Here is an 18,701-nt window from a genome sequence, read left to right on the forward strand (position 1 = left end):
GACGACCCCACGGGGTCGTCTGCCGAAACGCCGACCGGCGACCGCGAACCCTCCCCTCCGGGTCGCGAGCCGGTCGGCGTTGTTCGTTCACCCGACCCCGCATCGGATCCCCCGGCGGGGAGCAGCAGGTCAGGGCATCGCGCCTCAGGCCAATCGGCGGGGGCCGGTGTCGAAGCGGCTGGGTTCGGGGCCGATGCGGGCTCGGGCGTAGATGATCTCCGCCGAGGCCGAGGCGGCGAGCACGGGATCGCACGAGAGTTCGCGCATCTGAGGGATGTCGTCGAACAGGGCCGAGATACGTTGGGCCAGTTCGGCGAGGGCCGCCTTGTCGACCCCCGTTCGGCCCGGGCCCTCCGACAGCAGTGGCGCTGCTCGTGGCGCGTCGATGAGCGCGCTCGCCTCCTCCTGGGTCAGCGGTAGTGCGCGGTAGGCGCGATCGCCGAGCAGGTCGATGATCATGCCGGAGAGGCCGAATTGGATGACCGACCCGAACGAGGGGTCATCGGTGACGCGCAGCACGCAGCCGACCCCCTTGGTCGCCATCTTCTGCACGTGCAGCAGCGGATCTCCGCAGATCTCCACCAGGTCGGTGTAAGCCTGACGGACCGCGTCCGGCCCCCACAGGTCCAAGCGCACGCCGATCAGATCGGGCCGACGCCGCCACAGTTCCCCGGTGGCCTTGGCTGCCACCGGATAGCCCAGTTCGTCAGCCGCGGCGACTGCCTGTTCAGCATCGCGCACCGCCCGGAACTCGACCACGTCGATGCCGTAGCAGTCGAGTAGCAGCACCGCCTCCTCGTCGGTGAGCCAGCGTCCGCCCGAATCCGCCAACCAGCCCTCCACGAGTGCCGCCGCGGCCGTGGTGTCGATCCCGGGCGGGCGCACTACCGGCGAGATCGGCCGGTCCCGCCAGCGCGCGTACCGGTCGACCCTGGCCAGCGCACGCGCGGCCCGCTCCGGGTCCGGGTAGGACGGGATGGATCCGCGCGCAGGCGCACCCGCGGTGGTACGCACCGCCAACTGCCGCGGAATGCCCGATGCCGCGACAAATGTGGTGAGCACCGGCTTTTCCGGCGCTGCCGCGGCAGCCGCCCGCAAAGCATCCCCGAAGCCCTCCATCGGCACCGGCACCGGCGGAGCGACCACGACGATCACCGCGTCGACCTCGTCGCTGCGCAGCGCGGCGAGGACCGCTTCCCTGAAGTCGGCGGGCGTGGCCTCCGGTCCGAGGTCCACCGGCCCGTCGACTCCCACACCGACCGCTCCCCGCTCGATGGGCTCGGGACCGTCCGTAGTCCGCTCGGGGGGCTCGACGCTGTCCGCACCACGGCCGGACCGCCGAGCGCTACGCACGCCCCACTTGGTCCGGCCGACACGATCCGAACCCTGCTCCGCACGATCGGAATCCCGGCCTGCCCGCCGCTCGGTCGGGCGGGCGCCGGGACCTCGGTCGACAGCTGTGATGGGCCGATGCACCCGCAGCCCTTCGCTGCGGGCGGCGTCGATCGCCAGCCAGTTCAGTGCGGCGCTGTTGCCGACCACGGCGACCCGGGAACCCTTAGGTAGCGGCTGACAGGCCAGCAGGGCGGCGCAGTCGAACAATTCGGAGATGGAGTCGACCTGGATGATGCCGGCTTGGCCGAACAGGTCGCGGACCACCGTGCGGTCCATGTCGGCGCCCGCGGCGAGGCGGCCGCTGCTCACCGCGACGATCGGTTTGCCGCGGGCCACCCGGCGGGCCAGCCGGGAGAACTTGCGCGGGTTACCGAAGCTCTCCAGGTACAGCAGGATCACCTCGGTGTCGGCGGCGGTGTCCCAGTACTGGAGCAGATCGTTGCCCGAGACATCGGCTCGGTTGCCTGCCGAGACGAACGTCGACAAGCCGAGGTTGCGGGCCGCGGCCTCGCCGAGAATCGCCGCACCGAGCGGGCCGGATTGGCAGAAGAATCCGATCCGTCCGCGCTCGGGGAGGACCGGGGCCAGGGTGGCGTTCAGGCCGACCGCTGGGTCGGTGTTGGCGATGCCGAGTGCGCTCGGCCCGACCACCCGCATGCCGTGCCCGCGTGCCGCGGCCACCAGGTCGTGTTCGGCGGCCAGCCCGGCCACCCCGGTCTCGCCGAAGCCCGCGGTCAGCACGACCAGGCCCTTGACTCCCTTGGCCATGCAATCGTCGAGGACCGCCCCGATCGCGGCGGGCGGCACCGCTACCACCGCCAGGTCCACCTCGTCGGGGATCTCGCGCACCGTGGCGTAGGCCCGCACGCCGCGCACCGAACGCCGGTGCAGGTTCACCGGGAACACCGGCCCGCTGAAACCGCCTGCGAGCAGGTTCGCCAGGACGGCACCGCCGACGCGGGTCTGTTCCGGCGAGGCACCGATCACCGCGACCGAACCGGGGGCGAGCAGATTGCCGACGCTGCGTGCTTCCGAGGCCGCCTCGCGCGAATCCCGCACGGTGCGCAGCGCTTCGGTGGGGTCGATGGCGAATTCGAGGTGCACTTCGGAACCGTCGCGACTGCGCTGCAGTTGGTAGCCCGCCTCTCGGAAGACTGTGATCATGGCCTCGTTCTCGGCCAGCACCTCGGCGACGAACGCGACCACCTCGTTCTCGGCCGCGGCACCGGCGAGGTGCTCGAGCAGCACCGAGCCGAGTCCACGTCCCTGGTGCTCGTCGGCGATCACGAAGGCCACCTCGGCCGCGCGTGGCCCCGGCCGGGCGAGCAGTTCGTAGCGGGCCACCCCGATGACGGCCGTCCCGAGCACCGCGACGAGCCCGACCCGATCGCGGTAGTCGACATGGGTGGTGCGGTACATGTCCTTCGGCGAGATCTGCGGGTACGGACCGAAATAGCGCAGGTACCGGGTGCGGTCGGACAGGCCGGTGTGAAAGGCGGCGAGCGCGTCGGCATCGGCGGGCACGATCGGGCGCACCTGGACCACGCCGCCGTCGGCGGCGAGCACATCGCCGTACCAGTGTTGGGGTGGCGCGGGCGGATTCGCGGGCGTGTCGGAGGTGTCGGGCAGCAGTGGCTCAGTCACGGGGGTCCTCCGGGTCGAGCCCGAGCAGGCCGAAACTCGCCCGTCGGGTGGCCGTGATGGCGGTGTCGACCGCGCGCTGCGCGCGGATCTGGCCCGCATCGCCGATCTCGGGTGTGCCACCGGGGCCGTCCCAGGCACGGTAGGCGGTGTCGCCGCCGTCGCCCATGGTCGTCGGTGGTTGTACTCGCGGCGCGGATGCTCGCACCTGTTCGATCCAGTCGGCGGGCACCGGCGTTTCGGGGGCGAGCGGCCGGTCGAGTGCCGCGGCGAGCAGGTGGGTCCAGGCTCGCGGCACCACCCGCACCACGCCGTATCCGCCGCCGCCGATGGCCAGCCATCGCCCTTCGGCGTGTTCGTCGGCGAGCTCGCGCATCGCGAGGAAGGCCGCCCGCTGGCCGTCGACGGTGAGTTCCAGATCGGCGAGCGGATCTTCGCGGTGGGTGTCGACACCGCACTGGCTGACGATGATCTGCGGCCGGAACGCCGCCACCGCGCCGGGCACCACCGCGTGAAATCCTCTCAGCCACTGTGCATCCCGTGTTCCGGGCAGCAACGGTAGATTGATCGAGGTGCCTTCGGCCGCGCCGACCCCGGTCTCCTCCGGCCAGCCGGTGTTGGGCCACAACGTCGCCGGATGCTGGTGCAGTGACACGGTGAGCACTCGGGGATCGGCATAGAAGGCGCGTTGCACCCCGTCGCCGTGATGGACGTCGACATCGAGGTAGGCGATGCGGTCGAAGCCGTGATCGAGCAGCCACGAAATAGCGATCGCGGCATCGTTGTAGACACAGAACCCGGCCGCCGAATCCCGCATGGCGTGGTGCATTCCGCCGCCGATGCTCACCGCGCGCCGGGTACGCCCCGCCGCGATCTCGCCTGCGGCCGCGAGCGTGCCGCCCACGATCACCGACGCCGCTTCGTGCATGCGCGGGAACACCGGATTGTCCGCGGTTCCGAGCCCATATACGGCGTCCTCGGGCGTCGGCGGGCCGTTGCCCGCCCGGCGCACCGCCTCGATGTAGGAGCCGCTGTGGACCCGCATCAGGTCGGCTTCGGTGGCCGCGCCGGGTGCCAACGGTTCGACACCTTCGAGAAGACCTAGGCTTTCGGCCAGCGACATGGTGTATTGCAGGCGCGCCGGCTTCATCGGATGCTCCGGACTCCAGGTGTAGCCGAGAAATCGCTCGGTCCACACGACGGTCCCTGTGGGTTCGCTGCGCGGCGACGTGACCATACTCGCCACGCTAGCCGGAAGCAGCGGACCCCGTGTGGCGTTGACATGCAGTAGAAATAGGGCCGCTGGTCCGACGGGCGGACCGGCGTTCGCGCGTGGGTAGAATTCGTGTTGACGAAGGGGTATCAGGTGAAGGATCTGGTCGACACCACGGAGATGTATCTCCGTACCATCTACGACCTCGAGGAAGAGGGCGTGGTGCCCTTGCGGGCGCGTATCGCCGAACGCCTCGAGCAGAGTGGTCCGACGGTGAGCCAGACGGTCGCGCGGATGGAGCGCGACGGCCTGTTGCTCGTCGCGGGCGACCGCCATCTCGAGCTCACCGACAAGGGCAGGTCCATGGCTGTGTCGGTGATGCGCAAGCACCGGCTCGCCGAGCGGTTGCTGGTCGACATAATCGGTTTGGACTGGGAGAACGTCCACGCCGAGGCGTGTCGCTGGGAGCACGTGATGAGCGAGGAGGTGGAGCGGCGCCTGATCGAGGTGCTCAATCACCCCACCACCTCGCCCTACGGCAACCCCATCCCCGGCCTGGACGAACTCGGCCTCGCCGACGCGTCCGCCGCCGAGGAGAAGCTGATCCGGCTCTCCGATCTGCCCAACGGCGCGCTGCACGCGGTGGTCGTGCGCAGGCTGGCCGAGCACATCCAGACCGACCCCGAGGTCATCGGGCGGTTGCGTGAGGCGGGCGTGGTGCCCGATGCCCGCGTTACCGTGGAGACCAAGCCGGGTGCGGTGCTGATCACAGTGCCGGGCCACAGCGGTTTCGAACTGTCCGAAGAGATGGCGCATGCCGTCCAGGTGAGGCTGGTCTGATACGTGAAACTTCTTGTCACCGGCGGCGCCGGCTACGTGGGCGGCGTCTGCGCCGCTGTCCTGCTCGAATCCGGGCACGAGGTGGTCGTCGTTGACGACCTCTCGACCGGTAACGCCGACGGTGTCCCAGCCGGTGCCCGGTTCGTCGACGGCGATATCGCCGTTGCCGCCCCCGACCTGCTGCGTGCCGAATCCTTCGACGGCGTCCTGCATTTCGCGGCGCAGTCGCTGGTCGGCGAGTCGGTCGAGAAACCGGAGAAGTACTGGCACGGCAATGTCGTCAAGACGCTGACGCTGCTCGAGGCGATCCGCGAGACCGGCACGCCGCGCCTGGTGTTCTCCTCCACGGCCGCGGTGTACGGCGAGCCCGAGCAGGTCCCGATCACCGAGGCCTCGCCCACTCGCCCCACCAACCCCTACGGTGCGAGCAAGCTGGCCATCGATCACGCCATCACCTCCTACGCGGCAGCGCACGACCTGGCCGCGACCAGCCTGCGCTACTTCAACGTGGCGGGCGCCTATGCCGGGCTCGGCGAGAACCGGGTCGTGGAAACACATCTGATCCCCCTTGTGTTGCAGGTGGCGCTGGGTCATCGCAAGGCCATTTCGGTGTACGGCACCGACTGGCCGACGCCGGACGGTACGTGTGTGCGCGACTACATCCACATCCGCGATCTGGCGCAGGCGCATCTGCTCGCGCTGTCGTCGTCGCAGCCGGGCACGCACCGGATCTGCAACCTCGGTTCGGGCACGGGTTTCTCGGTGCGCGAAGTGATCTCGGCGTGTGAGCGGGTCACCGGCCTGCCGATCGAGACGATCGACGCACCGCGCCGCGCGGGCGATCCGGCCGTTCTGATCGCCTCCAGCGACCACGCGGTCGCCGAACTGGGTTGGCGGCCCGAGCACAACGACCTCGACGAGATCGTCACCGACGCCTGGGATTTCCTGCGTTCCCTCGGTACGAAAGCCCACAGCGCCCGCTGAATCACCCACAGCGCCCGCTGAATCACCGACGGTGGCCGCCGGATCGTCGTCAGCGGCCACCAGATCAGTTGCCTCACCCGACGATCGGGCCGATGTCGACACCGAGGTCGGCCGCGACCTGGTGCCCGCAGTGTGCGAGTTTGCGCAGCCGTTCGGGCCGCAGCCCGGTTTGCAGCGAGGTCTCCAGCAGCACCGCCATCGAATGCTCGGCATCGGCCGCCACGGCGGCGGCGATCGCGACCCCGGCGAACGGTCCGTCACCGCGCAGGTAGGCGCTGAAACCGAGCAGAGCCGCGGCCTCGGCGCGGTCGCGGCCCGGCGTGGCGCGGGCCAGCTGCGCCCACAGCAGTTCGGCGGCCTCGGCATGGTCGCCCAGCGCCAGCCCGTACATGGCATCGCGGATCGGCCGGTCGCGCAGGGTCGCGGCCAGTCGCGCGAGTTCGCGTTCGTCGCGGGGTGCGCCGGAAGCGGTGTCGGCGATCTGCCACAGCACCCACTCCAGTGCCCGCCGCTGGTAGGCCACCGCGTTCCCGGCCCGCGTCGCCGCCGTCAGCCCACCGCGGTACCGCGCGTCCGCCGCCGCGAGCTGGGTCCGCACCCGCGCGCTCAGCAGGTCGTCGGGGATCATCAGGGCCGACATCTCCTGGCGGGAACCGCGAATCTGCTTGCCTTCCAGCACATGTGACACCGCGACGATCGAGGACAACGGATCGGCGACCAGGCCGGTGCCGAACGTGCCGAACACGCTGCGATAGCGCTCGCCCGCCGCGATCGCGGGCACCGACCAGGCCCCACGAACCGCGATTCCGTCCTCGACCAGCACGCTGATCAGATCTGCCGCCCGCAGGACCTCCTCGCCCTCGAACTCGGCGCGGTCCTCGACGAAGACGGCCAGCACCCCGGTCGCCTCTTCGCGCAAGCAGATCGATCCGAGGCAGGCGATGAACTGATCGAGCAGCCGCACGTCGGTGGCCACATCGAGGTCGAAGCGCACCACCGCCTCGATCGCCTCGGACGCCCCGCCCGCCACCGCGTGCAGCACGGCGACAACGAGGGATCGTTCGGGGACGAAGCCGAGCATCGCGGGCAGGGCGGCGATCAGTTCGCCGGGTTCGTCGACCCGCAGCGGCGGGCGTGGCAATCCGCCGGTGTAGCGGGGGTTCGATTCGGCGCAGCCGAGTGCGCGGGGAAACGGTCCGGAGCGCTGGGCCCGGCGGGTGGAGTTCGTCGAAGGCGTCATGGCTCCACCGTGCCCGGTGCCCGCCGCACCACCCATGCGGCGACCTGGGCATTCATCTGCCCTGTGAGTAGCGGCGAAGCTGTGGAGTGATCCCGGTTACGGCGCTGCGCCGTGGGCGAATCTGTCACCGCCTCGTGGTAGACGCTTCAGCTCCCGCGCACGGAGGCAACGGTGGTCGCGAACATCTCGTCCACGGCGGCCGTATCCGGTTGCCCCGCACCGAAAGTCATCGATGTCACCGTGATGCGCACGTCGCCGATCTGCCCGATCGAGGTCTGCATCGTCTGGGTCAGCCCGACACCACCGACGTCGGGAACCACGGTGCGCCGCAACGCTATCGCGTCGTCGGCGCCCGCTGGGACGACCTGATCGAGCGCGGTGGTGACGGTCGACCCCGCTCCCGCCCGCGAAACCTGCATCTGCCCGCACCCGTTGAGTCGATCGCGCAGCCCAGAGACCAGTTCAGCGCTGCGCGACAGCTCGACGGTCAAGGTCGCGCGGCTCGCATCGTCGGTGCCGACAGCCACCGCCGCCGGTTCCCCACCGGGCTCGGTGTCGGTCGGTGCGCACTCGGCGGGGCGCACCGTCGCGCCCGCGCCCACGCCGTCGAGGTCACCCGCGGCCGCCGTCGCTGCCTGCGCTGGCAGCACGACCGCCGGATACTTCGCCGGAAACCGCGCAGGTGCAGGCAGCAGGTCGGCCAGCGCGCCTTCGACCTGTCGCACCGCCACCGCGCTCTCGGCGACCGGCGTTCCGCTGACGCTGTCCCCACATCCGGCCAGCGCGAACGACAACGCCGCCAACCCCAGCCACCAGCGACGCAGGCCGGGATCACCCGCGCGGATCGGTGTCGCCTGCGCCACGTTCACACCGTCCACTGTGCCCCACCACGCCGATCGGCCCGCTCATGCCACGCCGAAAGGGAGTGCGCTGAGCCCGCTCGCCACACCTGTCGGGAATGCGAGCGACGCCGACGACAACCGTCAGAACCCCGCTCGCCACACCTGTCGGGAATGCGAACGACGCCCATGATGTTGCCTACCAGGACGAGCCATCCCCGGCCGTGTGTGATGGCACTGCTCGCGTGGGGGACAATGGAGATCCGCTTCCCCACCCCGCGAGCGATGGTGGACCGCGCAGGAAGGAGAAACGCGATGGATGACCAGTCGCATATGTACGAACTGGAGTTCCCGGCCCCGCAGTTGTCCGCGGACGACGGTGCGGGCCCCGTGCTGGTGCACGGGCTGGAAGGTTTCACCGACGCCGGCCACGCCGTGCGCTTGGCGACCACGCACCTGCGCGAGAGCCTCGAATCGGAGCTGGTCGCGTCGTTCGATGTCGACGAGTTGCTCGATTACCGTTCGCGCCGCCCGCTGATGACGTTCAAGACCGATCACTTCGCCGATTACGCCGAGCCGGAACTGAACCTGTGGGCGCTGCGCGATACCGCGGGTACCCCGTTCCTACTGCTCTCGGGCCTGGAACCGGATCTGCGCTGGGAGAAGTTCACCACCGCGGTGCGGCTGCTGGCCGAGCAGCTCGGCGTGCGCCGCACGATCGGTCTGTCGGCGATCCCGATGGCGATCCCGCACACCCGTCCGCTCGGGGTCACCGCCCATTCCTCGGATCGCTCGCTGATCGGTGAGCATCAGCGCTGGCCGGGCGAGTTGCAGGTGCCGGGTAGCGCGTCGTCGCTGCTCGAGTACCGGATGGCGCAGCACGGCCACGAATCGCTCGGGTTCTCGGTGCATGTGCCGCACTACCTGGCCCAGACCGACTACCCGGAGGCCGCGCAGACGCTGCTGGAGAATTTCGCCGAGAACGCGGGCCTTGACCTGCCGCTCTCGGCGCTGGGTGAGGCGGCCGCGCGCGTGCGTGAGCAGGTCGCCGAGCATATCGCGGGCAACGAGGAGGTGGAGACGGTCGTCACGGCGCTGGAACGCCAGTACGACAGTTTCGTCACCGCCCAGGAACAGCAGTCCAGCTTGTTGGCCGCCGACGGTGAGCTGCCCAGCGGTGAGGAGCTCGGCGCGGAGTTCGAGCGCTTCCTGGCCGAGCAGGGCGGTTACGACGACACCGCGGGCGACGGTAAGGACTGACCCAGCCCACTGGGCGTACCTGCGGCCGTGCGTGGCCGACGAGGGCTTCACACGCTGCGCACACTAGGGTTGTCGGAGTGGATCTGACCGACCTACTGGAAATTCCCGGGACCGACGCCGACGCACTCTACGAGTCGTTCGCGGCGTGGGCTGCCGAGCAGGGCACAACCCTGTATCCAGCGCAGGACGAGGCGCTGATGGAATTGGCGTCGGGGTCGAATGTCATTCTGGCGACCCCGACCGGCTCCGGAAAGTCGCTGGTGGCGGTCGGCGCGCACCTGTTCGCGATGGCCAACGGACAGCGCAGTTACTACACCGCGCCGATCAAGGCCTTGGTCAGCGAGAAATTCTTCGCGTTGTGCGAGGTGTTCGGCGCGGCGAACGTCGGCATGGTGACCGGTGACGCGGCGGTCAACGCCGACGCCCCGATCATCTGCGCCACCGCCGAGATCCTGGCGAACCTGGCGTTGCGCGAGGGTGCGGCGGCCGAGGTCGGCCAGATCGTGATGGACGAGTTCCATTTCTACGCCGATCCCGACCGCGGGTGGGCGTGGCAGGTGCCGATCATCGAGCTGCCCCGCGCCCAGTTCCTGCTGATGTCGGCGACGCTGGGCGAGGTGGACTTCTTCGCCACCGATCTCGAGGCGCGCACGGGCCGTTCCACCACGGTCGTCGCGGGCACCGAACGCCCTGTCCCACTGACATTCTCGTACGTGCGTACCCCCATCACCGAAACTCTCGAAGAACTGGTGACCACTCATCAGGCGCCGGTCTACGTCGTGCACTTCACCCAGGCCGCCGCGCTCGAACGCGCGCAGGCGCTGACGAGCGTGAACTTCGCCTCCCGCGCCGAGAAGGACGCGATCGCCACTGCCATCGGCGATTTCCGGTTCGCGTCGGGCTTCGGCAAGACGCTGTCGCGGCTGATCCGCCACGGTATCGGCGTGCACCACGCGGGCATGCTGCCCAAATACCGCCGCCTGGTGGAGAAGCTCGCCCAGGACGGCCTGTTGAAAGTGGTGTGCGGTACCGACACGCTCGGCGTCGGCATCAATGTGCCGATTCGGACGGTGTTGCTCACCGGCCTGACCAAATACGACGGCGTGCGCACCCGCAGGCTCAAAGCCCGCGAGTTCCATCAGATCGCCGGCCGTGCGGGCCGCGCGGGCTACGACACCATGGGCACCGTAGTGGTGCAGGCCCCCGAACACGAAGTCGAGAACACCCGCCTCATCGCCAAGGCGGGCGACGACCCGAAGAAGCAGCGAAGAGTGGTGCGCCGCAAGCCTCCCGAGGGTTTCGTGTCATGGAGCGAGGAAACCTTCGACCGCCTGATCGCCGCCCCGCCGGAGCCGATGGTGTCGCGCTTCGCGGTGACGAACTCGATGCTGCTCAATGTAATCGCCCGCCCTGGCAACTGCTTCTACGCGATGCGTCACCTGCTCGAGGACAACCACGAGCCGCGTCCCGCACAGCGCAAGCACATCCTGCGAGCCCTGCGGCTCTACCGTTCGCTGCGCGATGCCGGTGTGGTGCAACAACTTTCCGAACCCGACGCGAAGGGCCGGATGGCGCGGCTCACCGTCGACCTGCAACGCGATTTCGCGCTGGACCAACCACTGTCGCCGTTCGCGCTGGCCGCGTTCGACCTTCTCGATCGTGAGAGTCCCACCTACACACTCGATGTGGTCTCCCTGATCGAGGCCACCCTCGAGGATCCGCGCCAGCTGCTGATGGCCCAGCAGCACAAGGCCCGTGGTGTCGCCGTCAACGAGATGAAGGCCGACGGCATCGAATACGAGGAGCGGATGGAGCTGCTCGAAGAGGTCACCTGGCCCAAGCCGCTGGCCGAGCTGATCGATCCGATGTTCGAGACCTACCGGGCCGGGCACCCCTGGGTCTCCGAATTCGCGCCGTCACCGAAGTCGGTGGTGCGCGACATGATCGAGCGCGCGATGACCTTCGCCGAACTGATCTCACACTACGAGCTGACCCGCTCCGAAGGCGTGGTGCTGCGCTACCTCGCCGACGCCTACCGTGCCCTGCGCCGTACCGTGCCCGATGCCGCGCGCACCGAGGATCTCGACGATCTCACCGAATGGCTCGGCGAACTGATCCGCCAGGTCGATTCCAGCCTGCTCGACGAGTGGGAGCAGCTCACCAACCCGGGCGCCGAGAACGACGCCCAGCAGATCGCGTTCGGCGCCGAAACGGTGCGCCCGATCACCGCCAACGAACGCGCCTTCCGAATCATGGTCCGCAACGCGATGTTCCGCCGCGTGGAGCTGGCGTCGCGACGCCGCTGGTACGAACTCGACCAACTCGGCACGGGACCCGACTGGGCCGAGGACTTCGCCCCTTACTTCGACGAGTACGCCACGATCGGCACCGGCCCCGACGCACGCGGCCCACAGCTGTTCCAGGTGGAGCAGCGGCCCGGTTTCTGGCATGTGCGCCAAGTGATCGACGACCCGGCCGGCGATCACGGCTGGGCGCTGACGGCGATCGTGGACCTCGAGGAGTCCGACGCCGCGGGCGAGGTCGTGTTCGACGAGGTCACAGTCGCGGCGGGCTGAGTAATACCGGCTGTCTATGACGTCTGTGACGAATGTTTGACGGATTCGTTGTTGGGTAGGCGCCGCTGATAGTCTCTCCCGGCCCCCGAGGAGAAAGTTCACCGTGCCCGAATCCCCGTACCTTGTGATCGACCCCGAGCGGGTACGTGTCAACTACCGAACCCTCGACGCCGCCCTCCCTGTCGGCACCAGGATCAGGTACGCGGTCAAGGCGGCACCGGTGGCGGAACTGATCACCCTGCTCGACGACGAGGGCGCCGAATTCGACGTCGCCAGCATCGGCGAAATCGACCAGTGCCTCGACCTCGGCGTCGCCCCCGAGCGGCTCTGCTACGGCAACCCGATCAAGAAGAGCGCCCACATCGCGCGCGCCTTCGCTCTCGGGGTGCGCCGCTACGCCTTCGACACCGAAGACGATCTCGACCGGATCGCCGAGCACGCACCGGGCGCCGAGGTCGAATGCCGGTTCCTGTCGAGCGCCCCCGAATCACGGACCCCGTTCGGCACCAAGTTCGGCTGCGCGCCCGCCGAGGCCCTGCGTCTGCTGGTGCGCGCCCGCGATCTCGGTCTGACGGTCGGGGGCCCGTACTTTCACGTCGGCTCCCAGCAGCTCGACCCGGCCGCGTGGCGGATCGGTATCGAGCAGGCCGGTGAGATCGTGCAAGCCTTGGCGGACAAGGACATTCACGTCAGCGCGGTGAACGTGGGCGGCGGCCTGCCGATCTCCTACGCCGACGCAGCCCCCGAACTCGACGCGATCGCGGCCGCCATCGGAGCTGCCGCCGCCGAGTTCCTGCCCGCGGCCACCGGCCTGATCACCGAACCCGGCCGTGCGCTGGTGGGTAACGCGGGCACCGTGCACGCCGAGGTCGTCGGCGTGCGTTTCGCGCCGGACGGCCGGCGCTGGGTGTATCTCGACATCGGCCGATACAACGGTATGGCCGAGACCGAGAACGAGTACATCGCTTACCGTTTCGTCACCGATCGCGACGGCGATCCGGTCGACGAGGCGGTGGTCGCGGGTCCGACCTGCGACGGCGACGATGTACTGTATCAACGCACGAAGGTCCTTCTGCCGACCACGTTGCGAGCCGGTGACCGGATTCAGATCCTGCACACCGGCGCTTATACCGCGAGTTATTCGTCGGTGTCCTTCAATGGTTTTCCGCCCTTGACCGTTCATGTCTCGGGCGCTGAGCGAGAGTGAGTTTGCCCATGACGGCGGAATTCACCGGTTGGCACGTGCTGGCCGAGTTCGGTGGCGTCGACACAGCCCTGTGTGACGATCTCGAACGACTCGAATCGGCGTTGCGTGAATCTCTGCTCGCGGCAGGCGTCACCATCTGCGAAGTCGTCCACAAAAAGTTCGATCCGCAGGGGGTGACCGTCCTCGCGCTGTTGGCGGAGTCTCACGCCTCGATTCACACTTATCCGGAGTCCGGCGACATCTTCGTCGACGTCTTCACCTGCGGCAGCATCGGTGCGGGCGCGACGAAAGCAGTCGATCTGCTCCGAGACAAGTTGTCCCCCACCACTGTTCGGATGCAGACGGTCCAGCGTGGCCACGGCGCCGAGAAGATCTACGAACCGGTGGGCGACGGCCTGACCCGGATCTGGGATCTGCACGAGGTGATCATCGATACGAACACCCCGTTCCAGCACATGGTGATCGCGCGGACCGATCAGGGCATCTCCCTGTTCTCCGACGACGATCGTCAGTCCACCGAGTTCTCCCAGGTCACCTACCACGAGGCCATGATGGTCCCGGCGTTCGTGCTGGCCGAGAAGCTCGATCGGGTGCTGATCATCGGTTCGGGTGAAGGGGTGGCCTCGCAGATGTCGGTGGCGGCCGGGGCGACCCTGGTCGACCATGTCGATATCGACCAGCGCGAAGTGGAGCTGTGTGCCGAGCACCTGCCCTACGGCTACACCACCACCGAACTGAGCGCGGCCGTCAGGCACGAGGGCCCGATCCACGTGCACTACGCCGACGGCTGGGATTTCCTGGCGAACGCGCAGAAAGCAGGCACCCGCTACGACGTGATCGTCATCGATCTGCCCGACGAGCGCGTCGAGGACGCCCAGCACAACCGCCTCTACGAGCCGGAGTTCCTGTCCCGATGTAAGGAATTGCTGGCGCCCGGTGGCGTCCTGACGGCCCAGGCGGGTTGCGCGACCATGTGGCGCAACGAAACGCTGAAGCGTTCGTGGGGTCGTTTCCAGGAGCAGTTCGCCACCGTGGTCCCCTACGGCAGCGACGAGCACGAGTGGACCTTCCTGTTCGGCCTGAACGAGAAGATCGACGATCCGGTCCGCGGCATGCGCGACCGCCTCGCCCTGCTCCCCTACCGCGCCGAGACCATCGACGCGCGAGCACTGGAGCGCGGCGCGATCGAGCCGTACGCCCTGCGCGGCTAGGCGCAACCGCACCGACAACGGGCCGAGACGCAGCACGCGTCCCGGCCCGTTGTCGTCTGCTCCGGCGAAACCGGCACCGGCGGGCGGCTTCGCTTGGCACCATGCGAGGACCGAGTTTCGACAGAATCGAGTCCGCCCATGAAACCGACACCCTTGTCCACGTACGGTCTGATGCCGGTCCGCCGCCCGTCCGACCACCGACCTCGCCTGGACGCGCTGTCGGCAGCGGGAAACACCGAATTTCACGGGCTGTTCGCCGGGGCGCCCGACGTGACAGCGACCGACTTCGCGCGACTCGACGGCGACGTGACGATGCGTTCGTTCCCCGGCTCGGGCGAGCGACTGCTGGGGCCGGTGATGGCTCGGCCGTCGTACTTCTGGGTGGCCAAGTCGTTTCGTCACGTGGGCGCGGTGGCGTTCGGCCACAATGTCTTTCGTCTGCTCGGCGGGTTGCGGGCATTGAATTTCATTGCCACGGTGGGCGATTCGGTGATCGACGGGCGACCGGCAGTGCTCTTCGACTATGACGATCTCCGTGTCGGATCCCGTAGGCCCGCCCGGCGGATCTATGACGAACTGCGCGAGATCGAGCCGGACCTGTGGCTGGGCCCGAGCTATTTCTCGGCCCGGGGCAGGCGAATCCCCATGGGCTGGTTCGCACTCGACGCCTCGGTGCCGTTCGACGGACCCGCCTGAGTCGGTGAGCCGGGCGAATTCCGGCTCACCGATCAACTCAGCCCTTGGCCGCGCGCTTCGCCCGGTACTCGGCGACGTTCAGCCCGCCCACACCCCAATCCGTGAGTGGCACTTCGTCGATCACCACGAAGGTGAGGTTGGGATCCTTGCCGAGCACATCGAAGAGCAGATCGGTGACGCCCTTGATGAGCTGCGCCTTCTGCTCGGTGGTGACCCTTTCATCGGTGACCTTGATGTTCACGTACGGCATGAGCGTGTCCTTTCGATGGTGTTTCAGGCCGCGCGACCGGAAATGAAGCCGCCGTCGACGGGCAGGATGTGGCCGGTGACGAATTCGGCGTCGGTGAGATACAGCACGGCCGCGGTGGTGTCGGCGACCTCGCCGAGCCGGTTCAGCAGCGCCAGCGCTCCCGACGCGCGCTCGTCACCGTCGCCGAACAGTGGGGTGCGGATGATGCCGGGAGCCACCGCGTTCACCCGGATACCGGCGGACGCGAATTCGGCGGCCAGGCTGGTGGTGAGCGCGTGCACGCCGCCCTTGCTGATGAGCGCGGCCGAGGCGGGCAGACCGGCGAGGGCGTGGTCGATCAGCACCGTGCCGATGTTGACGATGCTGCCGCCCTCCCCCTGGGCGAGCAGCTGCCGAACGACGGCCTGGCTGGTGAAGTAGGTGCCCTTGAGGTTGCCGCCGAGGTAGCGATCGAGTTCGGCCTCGGTGACGTCGACGAACGGTGTGGCGCCGAAGACACCCGCGCTGTTGATCAGCGCGTCGATCCGGCCGAACCGGTCGAGGGCGGTGCGCACGTACGCCGAACCCGTTGCGGGCGAGGCGATGTCACCGACCACCGTAGCCACCTGTTCGGGCGCGGCCAGTTCGGCGGCGACCACGGCGAGCTTGTCCGCGTCGCGCCCGCCGAGGACGACATTGTCACCGCGGGCGACGAGAGCGCGGGCGACATCACGCCCGATGCCGCTGGAACCGCCGGTCACCACGACCGTCTTCAATGTGGACATGAGCTGATCCTTTCGATGGATATACGACCGGTCGTCTTTTAATAGCGACCGAAAAAGGGGTCGCCCCGCGGGTCGACCATGCTGGTCAGGTCCGCACCGGATCGGCGCCGACGGGTGTTAGGGCCGGAAGTAGTCGTCGAGCAGGCGGCGCAGGCATTTGTCGAGCGGCTCGACGGTGCGGTCGATCTTCATCCGGATCACCGCGCCCTCCCAGGATTCGAGGAGCAGATCCGCCAGATCCACGGCGTCGATGTCGGCGCGCACGGTGCCCTGCGCCTGCGCCTCGCGCAAGGCGCCGGCGATGCCGTCGCGCCAGACCGCCCAGGCATTCGATAACGACTTCCGCAGCAGCTCACTGCCTTCCAGTTCCCCACCGAGGTTGGCGATCAGGCAGCCGCCGGTGTACTCGGCGGCGACGAAATCGTCGGTCAGGTTCGCGAAGAAGGCGCGGATACCGCTGAGCGGGTCCGGTGCCGCGGCGAAGGCGGCGGCGAGATTGCGCTGCACGCACTGTGAGTGATGCTCGATGACCGCCTGCGCGAAGCTCTCCTTGCTGTCGAAGTAGTTGTAGAACGAGCCCTTCGGCACCCCGACCTTGTCGAGCACCTGCTTGATGCCGGTACCGTGATAGCCGTTGGACAGCAGGCCGACGGCGCCCTCCTCGATGAGGAGCGCTCTCGTGTCGTCGCTGCGCCGAGGTCGTGCCATGCGAAGAACTATACGACCGGTCGTCTAGGAATAGCAAGTCCTCAGTCGTCATCGACACCGCGTGCGGCCAGGGCTTCCCCCATCGCGTCGGCGGTCCGCAATGCCCGCACCAGCACGGGCGTGACCAGTGCGGTCGCCGACCACGACACCCCTCGCGCCCGCCGCGCCTCACCGACCTCGTTGACGATCTGTGTCAGCAGCGGAACACACCGAATGGCAAGGGCCAGAAGCAGACTCACCCGCTCCGGGTTCACGCCGACACGACGCAGCGGTCCGAGTGCACGGGTCAGGGCGTCGAGCATGGCGGTCACGCGCGTGGTCACCGTGACCAGGGCCGCGAGGGCCACCGACACGAGCAATACCCCGCACACCACCACGGCCCGCTGCGGTGAGGTGGTGAGCAGCTGGAACACCCCGATGATCGCGGTCATCCACAGCACCGGGCGCACCTGGGCGAAGGCCACCCGCCAGGAGACGCGGGCGAGCGCGAACAGACCGGCCACCAGCGCCACGACGACCAGCACACCGAGCGGACCACGAACGAATACCGTCATCGCCAGGATCGAGACCAGCAACAGCGCCAGCTTCACCCCGGCGGGTATCCGGTGCAGCAGCGAGTCGCCGGGGCAATACAGGCCGATCATTCGATCAGTTGCCGATACGCGTCGATCGCCGCCACCGGGTGGCCGTCGAAAACGACGCAACCGTTGTCCAGCACCACGACTCGATCGAATCCGTCGAGCAGTCCGAGCTGGTGGGTCACCACGATCACCTGCTGATCGAGGGAGTTCAGCGCCTGCGATACCCGCCGTGCGTTGCGCAGATCGAGCAGCGTGGTCGGTTCGTCGGCGACGATCACCTCGGGCTCGCGGATCAGCGCGGAACCGATGGCGAGTAGTTGCTTCTGTCCGCCGGAGAGCAGGTGCGCCGGATGGTCGGGGTGGGCGGCGAGGCCGAAGCGATCGAGCATCCGCTGCACCCGTTCCGCGATCTCGGCCTTGCTCAGGCCGCTGCGGCGCAGGGAGAACGCGAGGTCTTCGGCGACCGTCGGCATCACGATCTGGGTGTCGGGGTCGGTGAACACGAAACCGACCTTGCGCCGCACCTGCGCGCCCTTACGGGCGACGTCGAGCCCGTCGACGGTGACCGTGCCGGTGGTCGGCTTCAGCAGGCCGTTGAGCATGCGGGCCAGCGTTGATTTGCCCGACCCGTTGGCCCCGATGAAGCCGACCCGGCGTTCGGTGATCCGCAGGTCGATATCGCGCAGCACGGTCCGCTCACCGAAACGGTGCCCGACCGCGCTGACGACGATCTCGCTCACGACGTCGGGGAACCGATCAGCCCGGGATACGCGCGATGCACACCCTTCGCGACGACCGTGGCGATCACGACCTTGGCCAGGTCACCGGGCAGGAACGCGAAGTTGGTCGACACCGCCGCCCAGAGGCTCAGATCGGTGCGCACCAGCAGTCCGGCGGTGCCGAACAGGTAGATGATCACGATGCCGCCGAGGGCGTTGATCAGTAGGCCGAACACGATCGGATACTTCGGCAGGATCATCGCGGTGAGCAGCCCGATGACCAGCGTCGCCGGAATCCAGCCGATCAGGTAACCGGCCGTTGGCGAGGCCAGCGCGGTGAGTCCGGTGCGGCCACCGGAGAGCAGTGGCAGCCCGATCATCGTCAGCGCGATGAACACCGCCACCGCGGCCGTGCCTTTGCGGGCGCCCAGGATCGCACCGGTGAGGATCACCCCGAGCGTCTGCAGCGTGATCGGCACCCCGCTGAACCCGACGGTGATCGCACCGGGCAGGCCGAGGGCGGCGATCAGGGCCGCGAACACCGCGATCTGCGCCATGTCCCGTGCGGTGAATCCGG

Annotated in this window: 17 protein-coding genes; 7 read left to right on the forward strand and 10 right to left on the reverse strand. The window is 68.5% G+C overall.

The annotated features are described in order from the left end of the window. Window positions 1-144: 144 nt before the first annotated feature. Window positions 145-3,039, reverse strand: coding sequence for a GNAT family N-acetyltransferase (locus ACLJPD_RS00405; protein ID WP_410869654.1), 2,895 nt, complete (start codon window positions 3,037-3,039; stop codon window positions 145-147). Further along, on the reverse strand, window positions 3,032-4,273 hold the full coding sequence (locus ACLJPD_RS00410) for an acetoin utilization protein AcuC (RefSeq protein WP_410869655.1): 1,242 nt from the start codon (window positions 4,271-4,273) through the stop codon (window positions 3,032-3,034). Before ACLJPD_RS00410 ends, ACLJPD_RS00405 begins: the two co-directional genes overlap by 8 nt. A gap of 129 nt (window positions 4,274-4,402) precedes the next feature. On the opposite strand from ACLJPD_RS00410, the gene ACLJPD_RS00415 reads away from it, so the two are divergent. Together ACLJPD_RS00415 and galE are read left to right on the forward strand one after the other, a co-directional pair. Continuing rightward, window positions 4,403-5,089, forward strand: coding sequence for a metal-dependent transcriptional regulator (locus ACLJPD_RS00415; protein WP_410869656.1), 687 nt, complete (start codon window positions 4,403-4,405; stop codon window positions 5,087-5,089). 3 nt (window positions 5,090-5,092) lie between these two features. Next, a complete protein-coding gene (gene galE / locus ACLJPD_RS00420; RefSeq protein ID WP_410869657.1) occupies window positions 5,093-6,073 on the forward strand; it encodes a UDP-glucose 4-epimerase GalE in 981 nt (326 codons plus the stop codon). 73 nt (window positions 6,074-6,146) lie between these two features. Here the strand turns inward: galE and ACLJPD_RS00425 are convergent, their stop codons facing one another. Continuing rightward, window positions 6,147-7,313, reverse strand: a complete 1,167-nt coding sequence (locus tag ACLJPD_RS00425; protein ID WP_410869658.1) for a DUF4192 domain-containing protein — start codon at window positions 7,311-7,313, stop codon at window positions 6,147-6,149. Window positions 7,314-7,459: 146 nt separating this feature from the next. After that, window positions 7,460-8,182: a sensor domain-containing protein gene (locus ACLJPD_RS00430; RefSeq protein ID WP_410869659.1), complete on the reverse strand. Its 723-nt coding sequence runs from the start codon at window positions 8,180-8,182 to the stop codon at window positions 7,460-7,462. Window positions 8,183-8,467: 285 nt separating this feature from the next. On the opposite strand from ACLJPD_RS00430, the gene ACLJPD_RS00435 reads away from it, so the two are divergent. The 5 genes from ACLJPD_RS00435 to ACLJPD_RS00455 all read left to right on the forward strand — a co-directional run bounded on the left by ACLJPD_RS00435 (window position 8,468) and on the right by ACLJPD_RS00455 (window position 15,102). After that, complete coding sequence (locus ACLJPD_RS00435; protein ID WP_410869660.1) at window positions 8,468-9,412, forward strand: proteasome assembly chaperone family protein; 945 nt, start codon at window positions 8,468-8,470, stop codon at window positions 9,410-9,412. Window positions 9,413-9,489: 77 nt separating this feature from the next. Next, the gene (locus ACLJPD_RS00440; protein ID WP_410869661.1) at window positions 9,490-11,988 is read left to right on the forward strand and encodes a DEAD/DEAH box helicase; all 2,499 of its coding nucleotides are present in this window, start codon (window positions 9,490-9,492) and stop codon (window positions 11,986-11,988) included. 103 nt (window positions 11,989-12,091) lie between these two features. Beyond that, window positions 12,092-13,195 carry a type III PLP-dependent enzyme gene (locus ACLJPD_RS00445; RefSeq protein ID WP_410869662.1) on the forward strand — a complete coding sequence of 368 codons (1,104 nt, stop codon included), beginning with the start codon at window positions 12,092-12,094 and terminating at the stop codon, window positions 13,193-13,195. Between the two features lie 8 nt (window positions 13,196-13,203). Further along, complete coding sequence (gene speD, locus ACLJPD_RS00450; protein ID WP_410869663.1) at window positions 13,204-14,406, forward strand: adenosylmethionine decarboxylase; 1,203 nt, start codon at window positions 13,204-13,206, stop codon at window positions 14,404-14,406. Window positions 14,407-14,544: 138 nt separating this feature from the next. Next, the gene (locus ACLJPD_RS00455; protein ID WP_410869664.1) at window positions 14,545-15,102 is read left to right on the forward strand and encodes a hypothetical protein; all 558 of its coding nucleotides are present in this window, start codon (window positions 14,545-14,547) and stop codon (window positions 15,100-15,102) included. Window positions 15,103-15,139: 37 nt separating this feature from the next. Here the strand turns inward: ACLJPD_RS00455 and ACLJPD_RS00460 are convergent, their stop codons facing one another. The 6 genes from ACLJPD_RS00460 to ACLJPD_RS00485 form a co-directional block, all read right to left on the reverse strand. Then, the gene (locus ACLJPD_RS00460) at window positions 15,140-15,436 is read right to left on the reverse strand and encodes a tautomerase family protein (protein ID WP_410871870.1); all 297 of its coding nucleotides are present in this window, start codon (window positions 15,434-15,436) and stop codon (window positions 15,140-15,142) included. Then, window positions 15,376-16,116: an SDR family NAD(P)-dependent oxidoreductase gene (locus ACLJPD_RS00465; protein ID WP_410869665.1), complete on the reverse strand. Its 741-nt coding sequence runs from the start codon at window positions 16,114-16,116 to the stop codon at window positions 15,376-15,378. The genes ACLJPD_RS00460 and ACLJPD_RS00465 overlap by 61 nt, the downstream gene beginning before the upstream one ends. 117 nt (window positions 16,117-16,233) lie before the next feature. Then, window positions 16,234-16,824 carry a TetR family transcriptional regulator C-terminal domain-containing protein gene (locus ACLJPD_RS00470; RefSeq protein WP_410869666.1) on the reverse strand — a complete coding sequence of 197 codons (591 nt, stop codon included), beginning with the start codon at window positions 16,822-16,824 and terminating at the stop codon, window positions 16,234-16,236. A 41-nt stretch (window positions 16,825-16,865) separates the two neighbouring features. Beyond that, on the reverse strand, window positions 16,866-17,468 hold the full coding sequence (locus ACLJPD_RS00475) for an energy-coupling factor transporter transmembrane component T family protein (protein ID WP_410869667.1): 603 nt from the start codon (window positions 17,466-17,468) through the stop codon (window positions 16,866-16,868). Further along, window positions 17,465-18,145, reverse strand: coding sequence for an energy-coupling factor ABC transporter ATP-binding protein (locus ACLJPD_RS00480; protein WP_410869668.1), 681 nt, complete (start codon window positions 18,143-18,145; stop codon window positions 17,465-17,467). The genes ACLJPD_RS00475 and ACLJPD_RS00480 overlap by 4 nt, the downstream gene beginning before the upstream one ends. Next, window positions 18,142-18,681: a biotin transporter BioY gene (locus tag ACLJPD_RS00485; RefSeq protein WP_410871871.1), complete on the reverse strand. Its 540-nt coding sequence runs from the start codon at window positions 18,679-18,681 to the stop codon at window positions 18,142-18,144. Before ACLJPD_RS00485 ends, ACLJPD_RS00480 begins: the two co-directional genes overlap by 4 nt. Between the last annotated feature and the right edge of the window lie 20 nt (window positions 18,682-18,701).

The sequence above is a fragment of the Nocardia sp. A7 genome (assembly GCF_046549215.1).
Classification (GTDB): domain Bacteria; phylum Actinomycetota; class Actinomycetes; order Mycobacteriales; family Mycobacteriaceae; genus Nocardia.

What these genes read in the sequence shown, in the direction of transcription:
- ACLJPD_RS00455 (WP_410869664.1), top strand. Translation starts at nt 14,545, where the DNA reads ATGAAACCGACACCCTTGTCCACGTACGGTCTGATGCCGGTCCGCCGC.
- ACLJPD_RS00435 (WP_410869660.1), top strand. Translation starts at nt 8,468, where the DNA reads ATGGATGACCAGTCGCATATGTACGAACTGGAGTTCCCGGCCCCGCAG.
- ACLJPD_RS00425 (WP_410869658.1), bottom strand. Translation starts at nt 7,313, where the DNA reads ATGACGCCTTCGACGAACTCCACCCGCCGGGCCCAGCGCTCCGGACCG.
- speD (WP_410869663.1), top strand. Translation starts at nt 13,204, where the DNA reads ATGACGGCGGAATTCACCGGTTGGCACGTGCTGGCCGAGTTCGGTGGC.
- ACLJPD_RS00410 (WP_410869655.1), bottom strand. Translation starts at nt 4,273, where the DNA reads ATGGTCACGTCGCCGCGCAGCGAACCCACAGGGACCGTCGTGTGGACC.
- ACLJPD_RS00470 (WP_410869666.1), bottom strand. Translation starts at nt 16,824, where the DNA reads ATGGCACGACCTCGGCGCAGCGACGACACGAGAGCGCTCCTCATCGAG.
- ACLJPD_RS00475 (WP_410869667.1), bottom strand. Translation starts at nt 17,468, where the DNA reads ATGATCGGCCTGTATTGCCCCGGCGACTCGCTGCTGCACCGGATACCC.
- ACLJPD_RS00465 (WP_410869665.1), bottom strand. Translation starts at nt 16,116, where the DNA reads ATGTCCACATTGAAGACGGTCGTGGTGACCGGCGGTTCCAGCGGCATC.
- ACLJPD_RS00485 (WP_410871871.1), bottom strand. Translation starts at nt 18,681, where the DNA reads ATGGCGCAGATCGCGGTGTTCGCGGCCCTGATCGCCGCCCTCGGCCTG.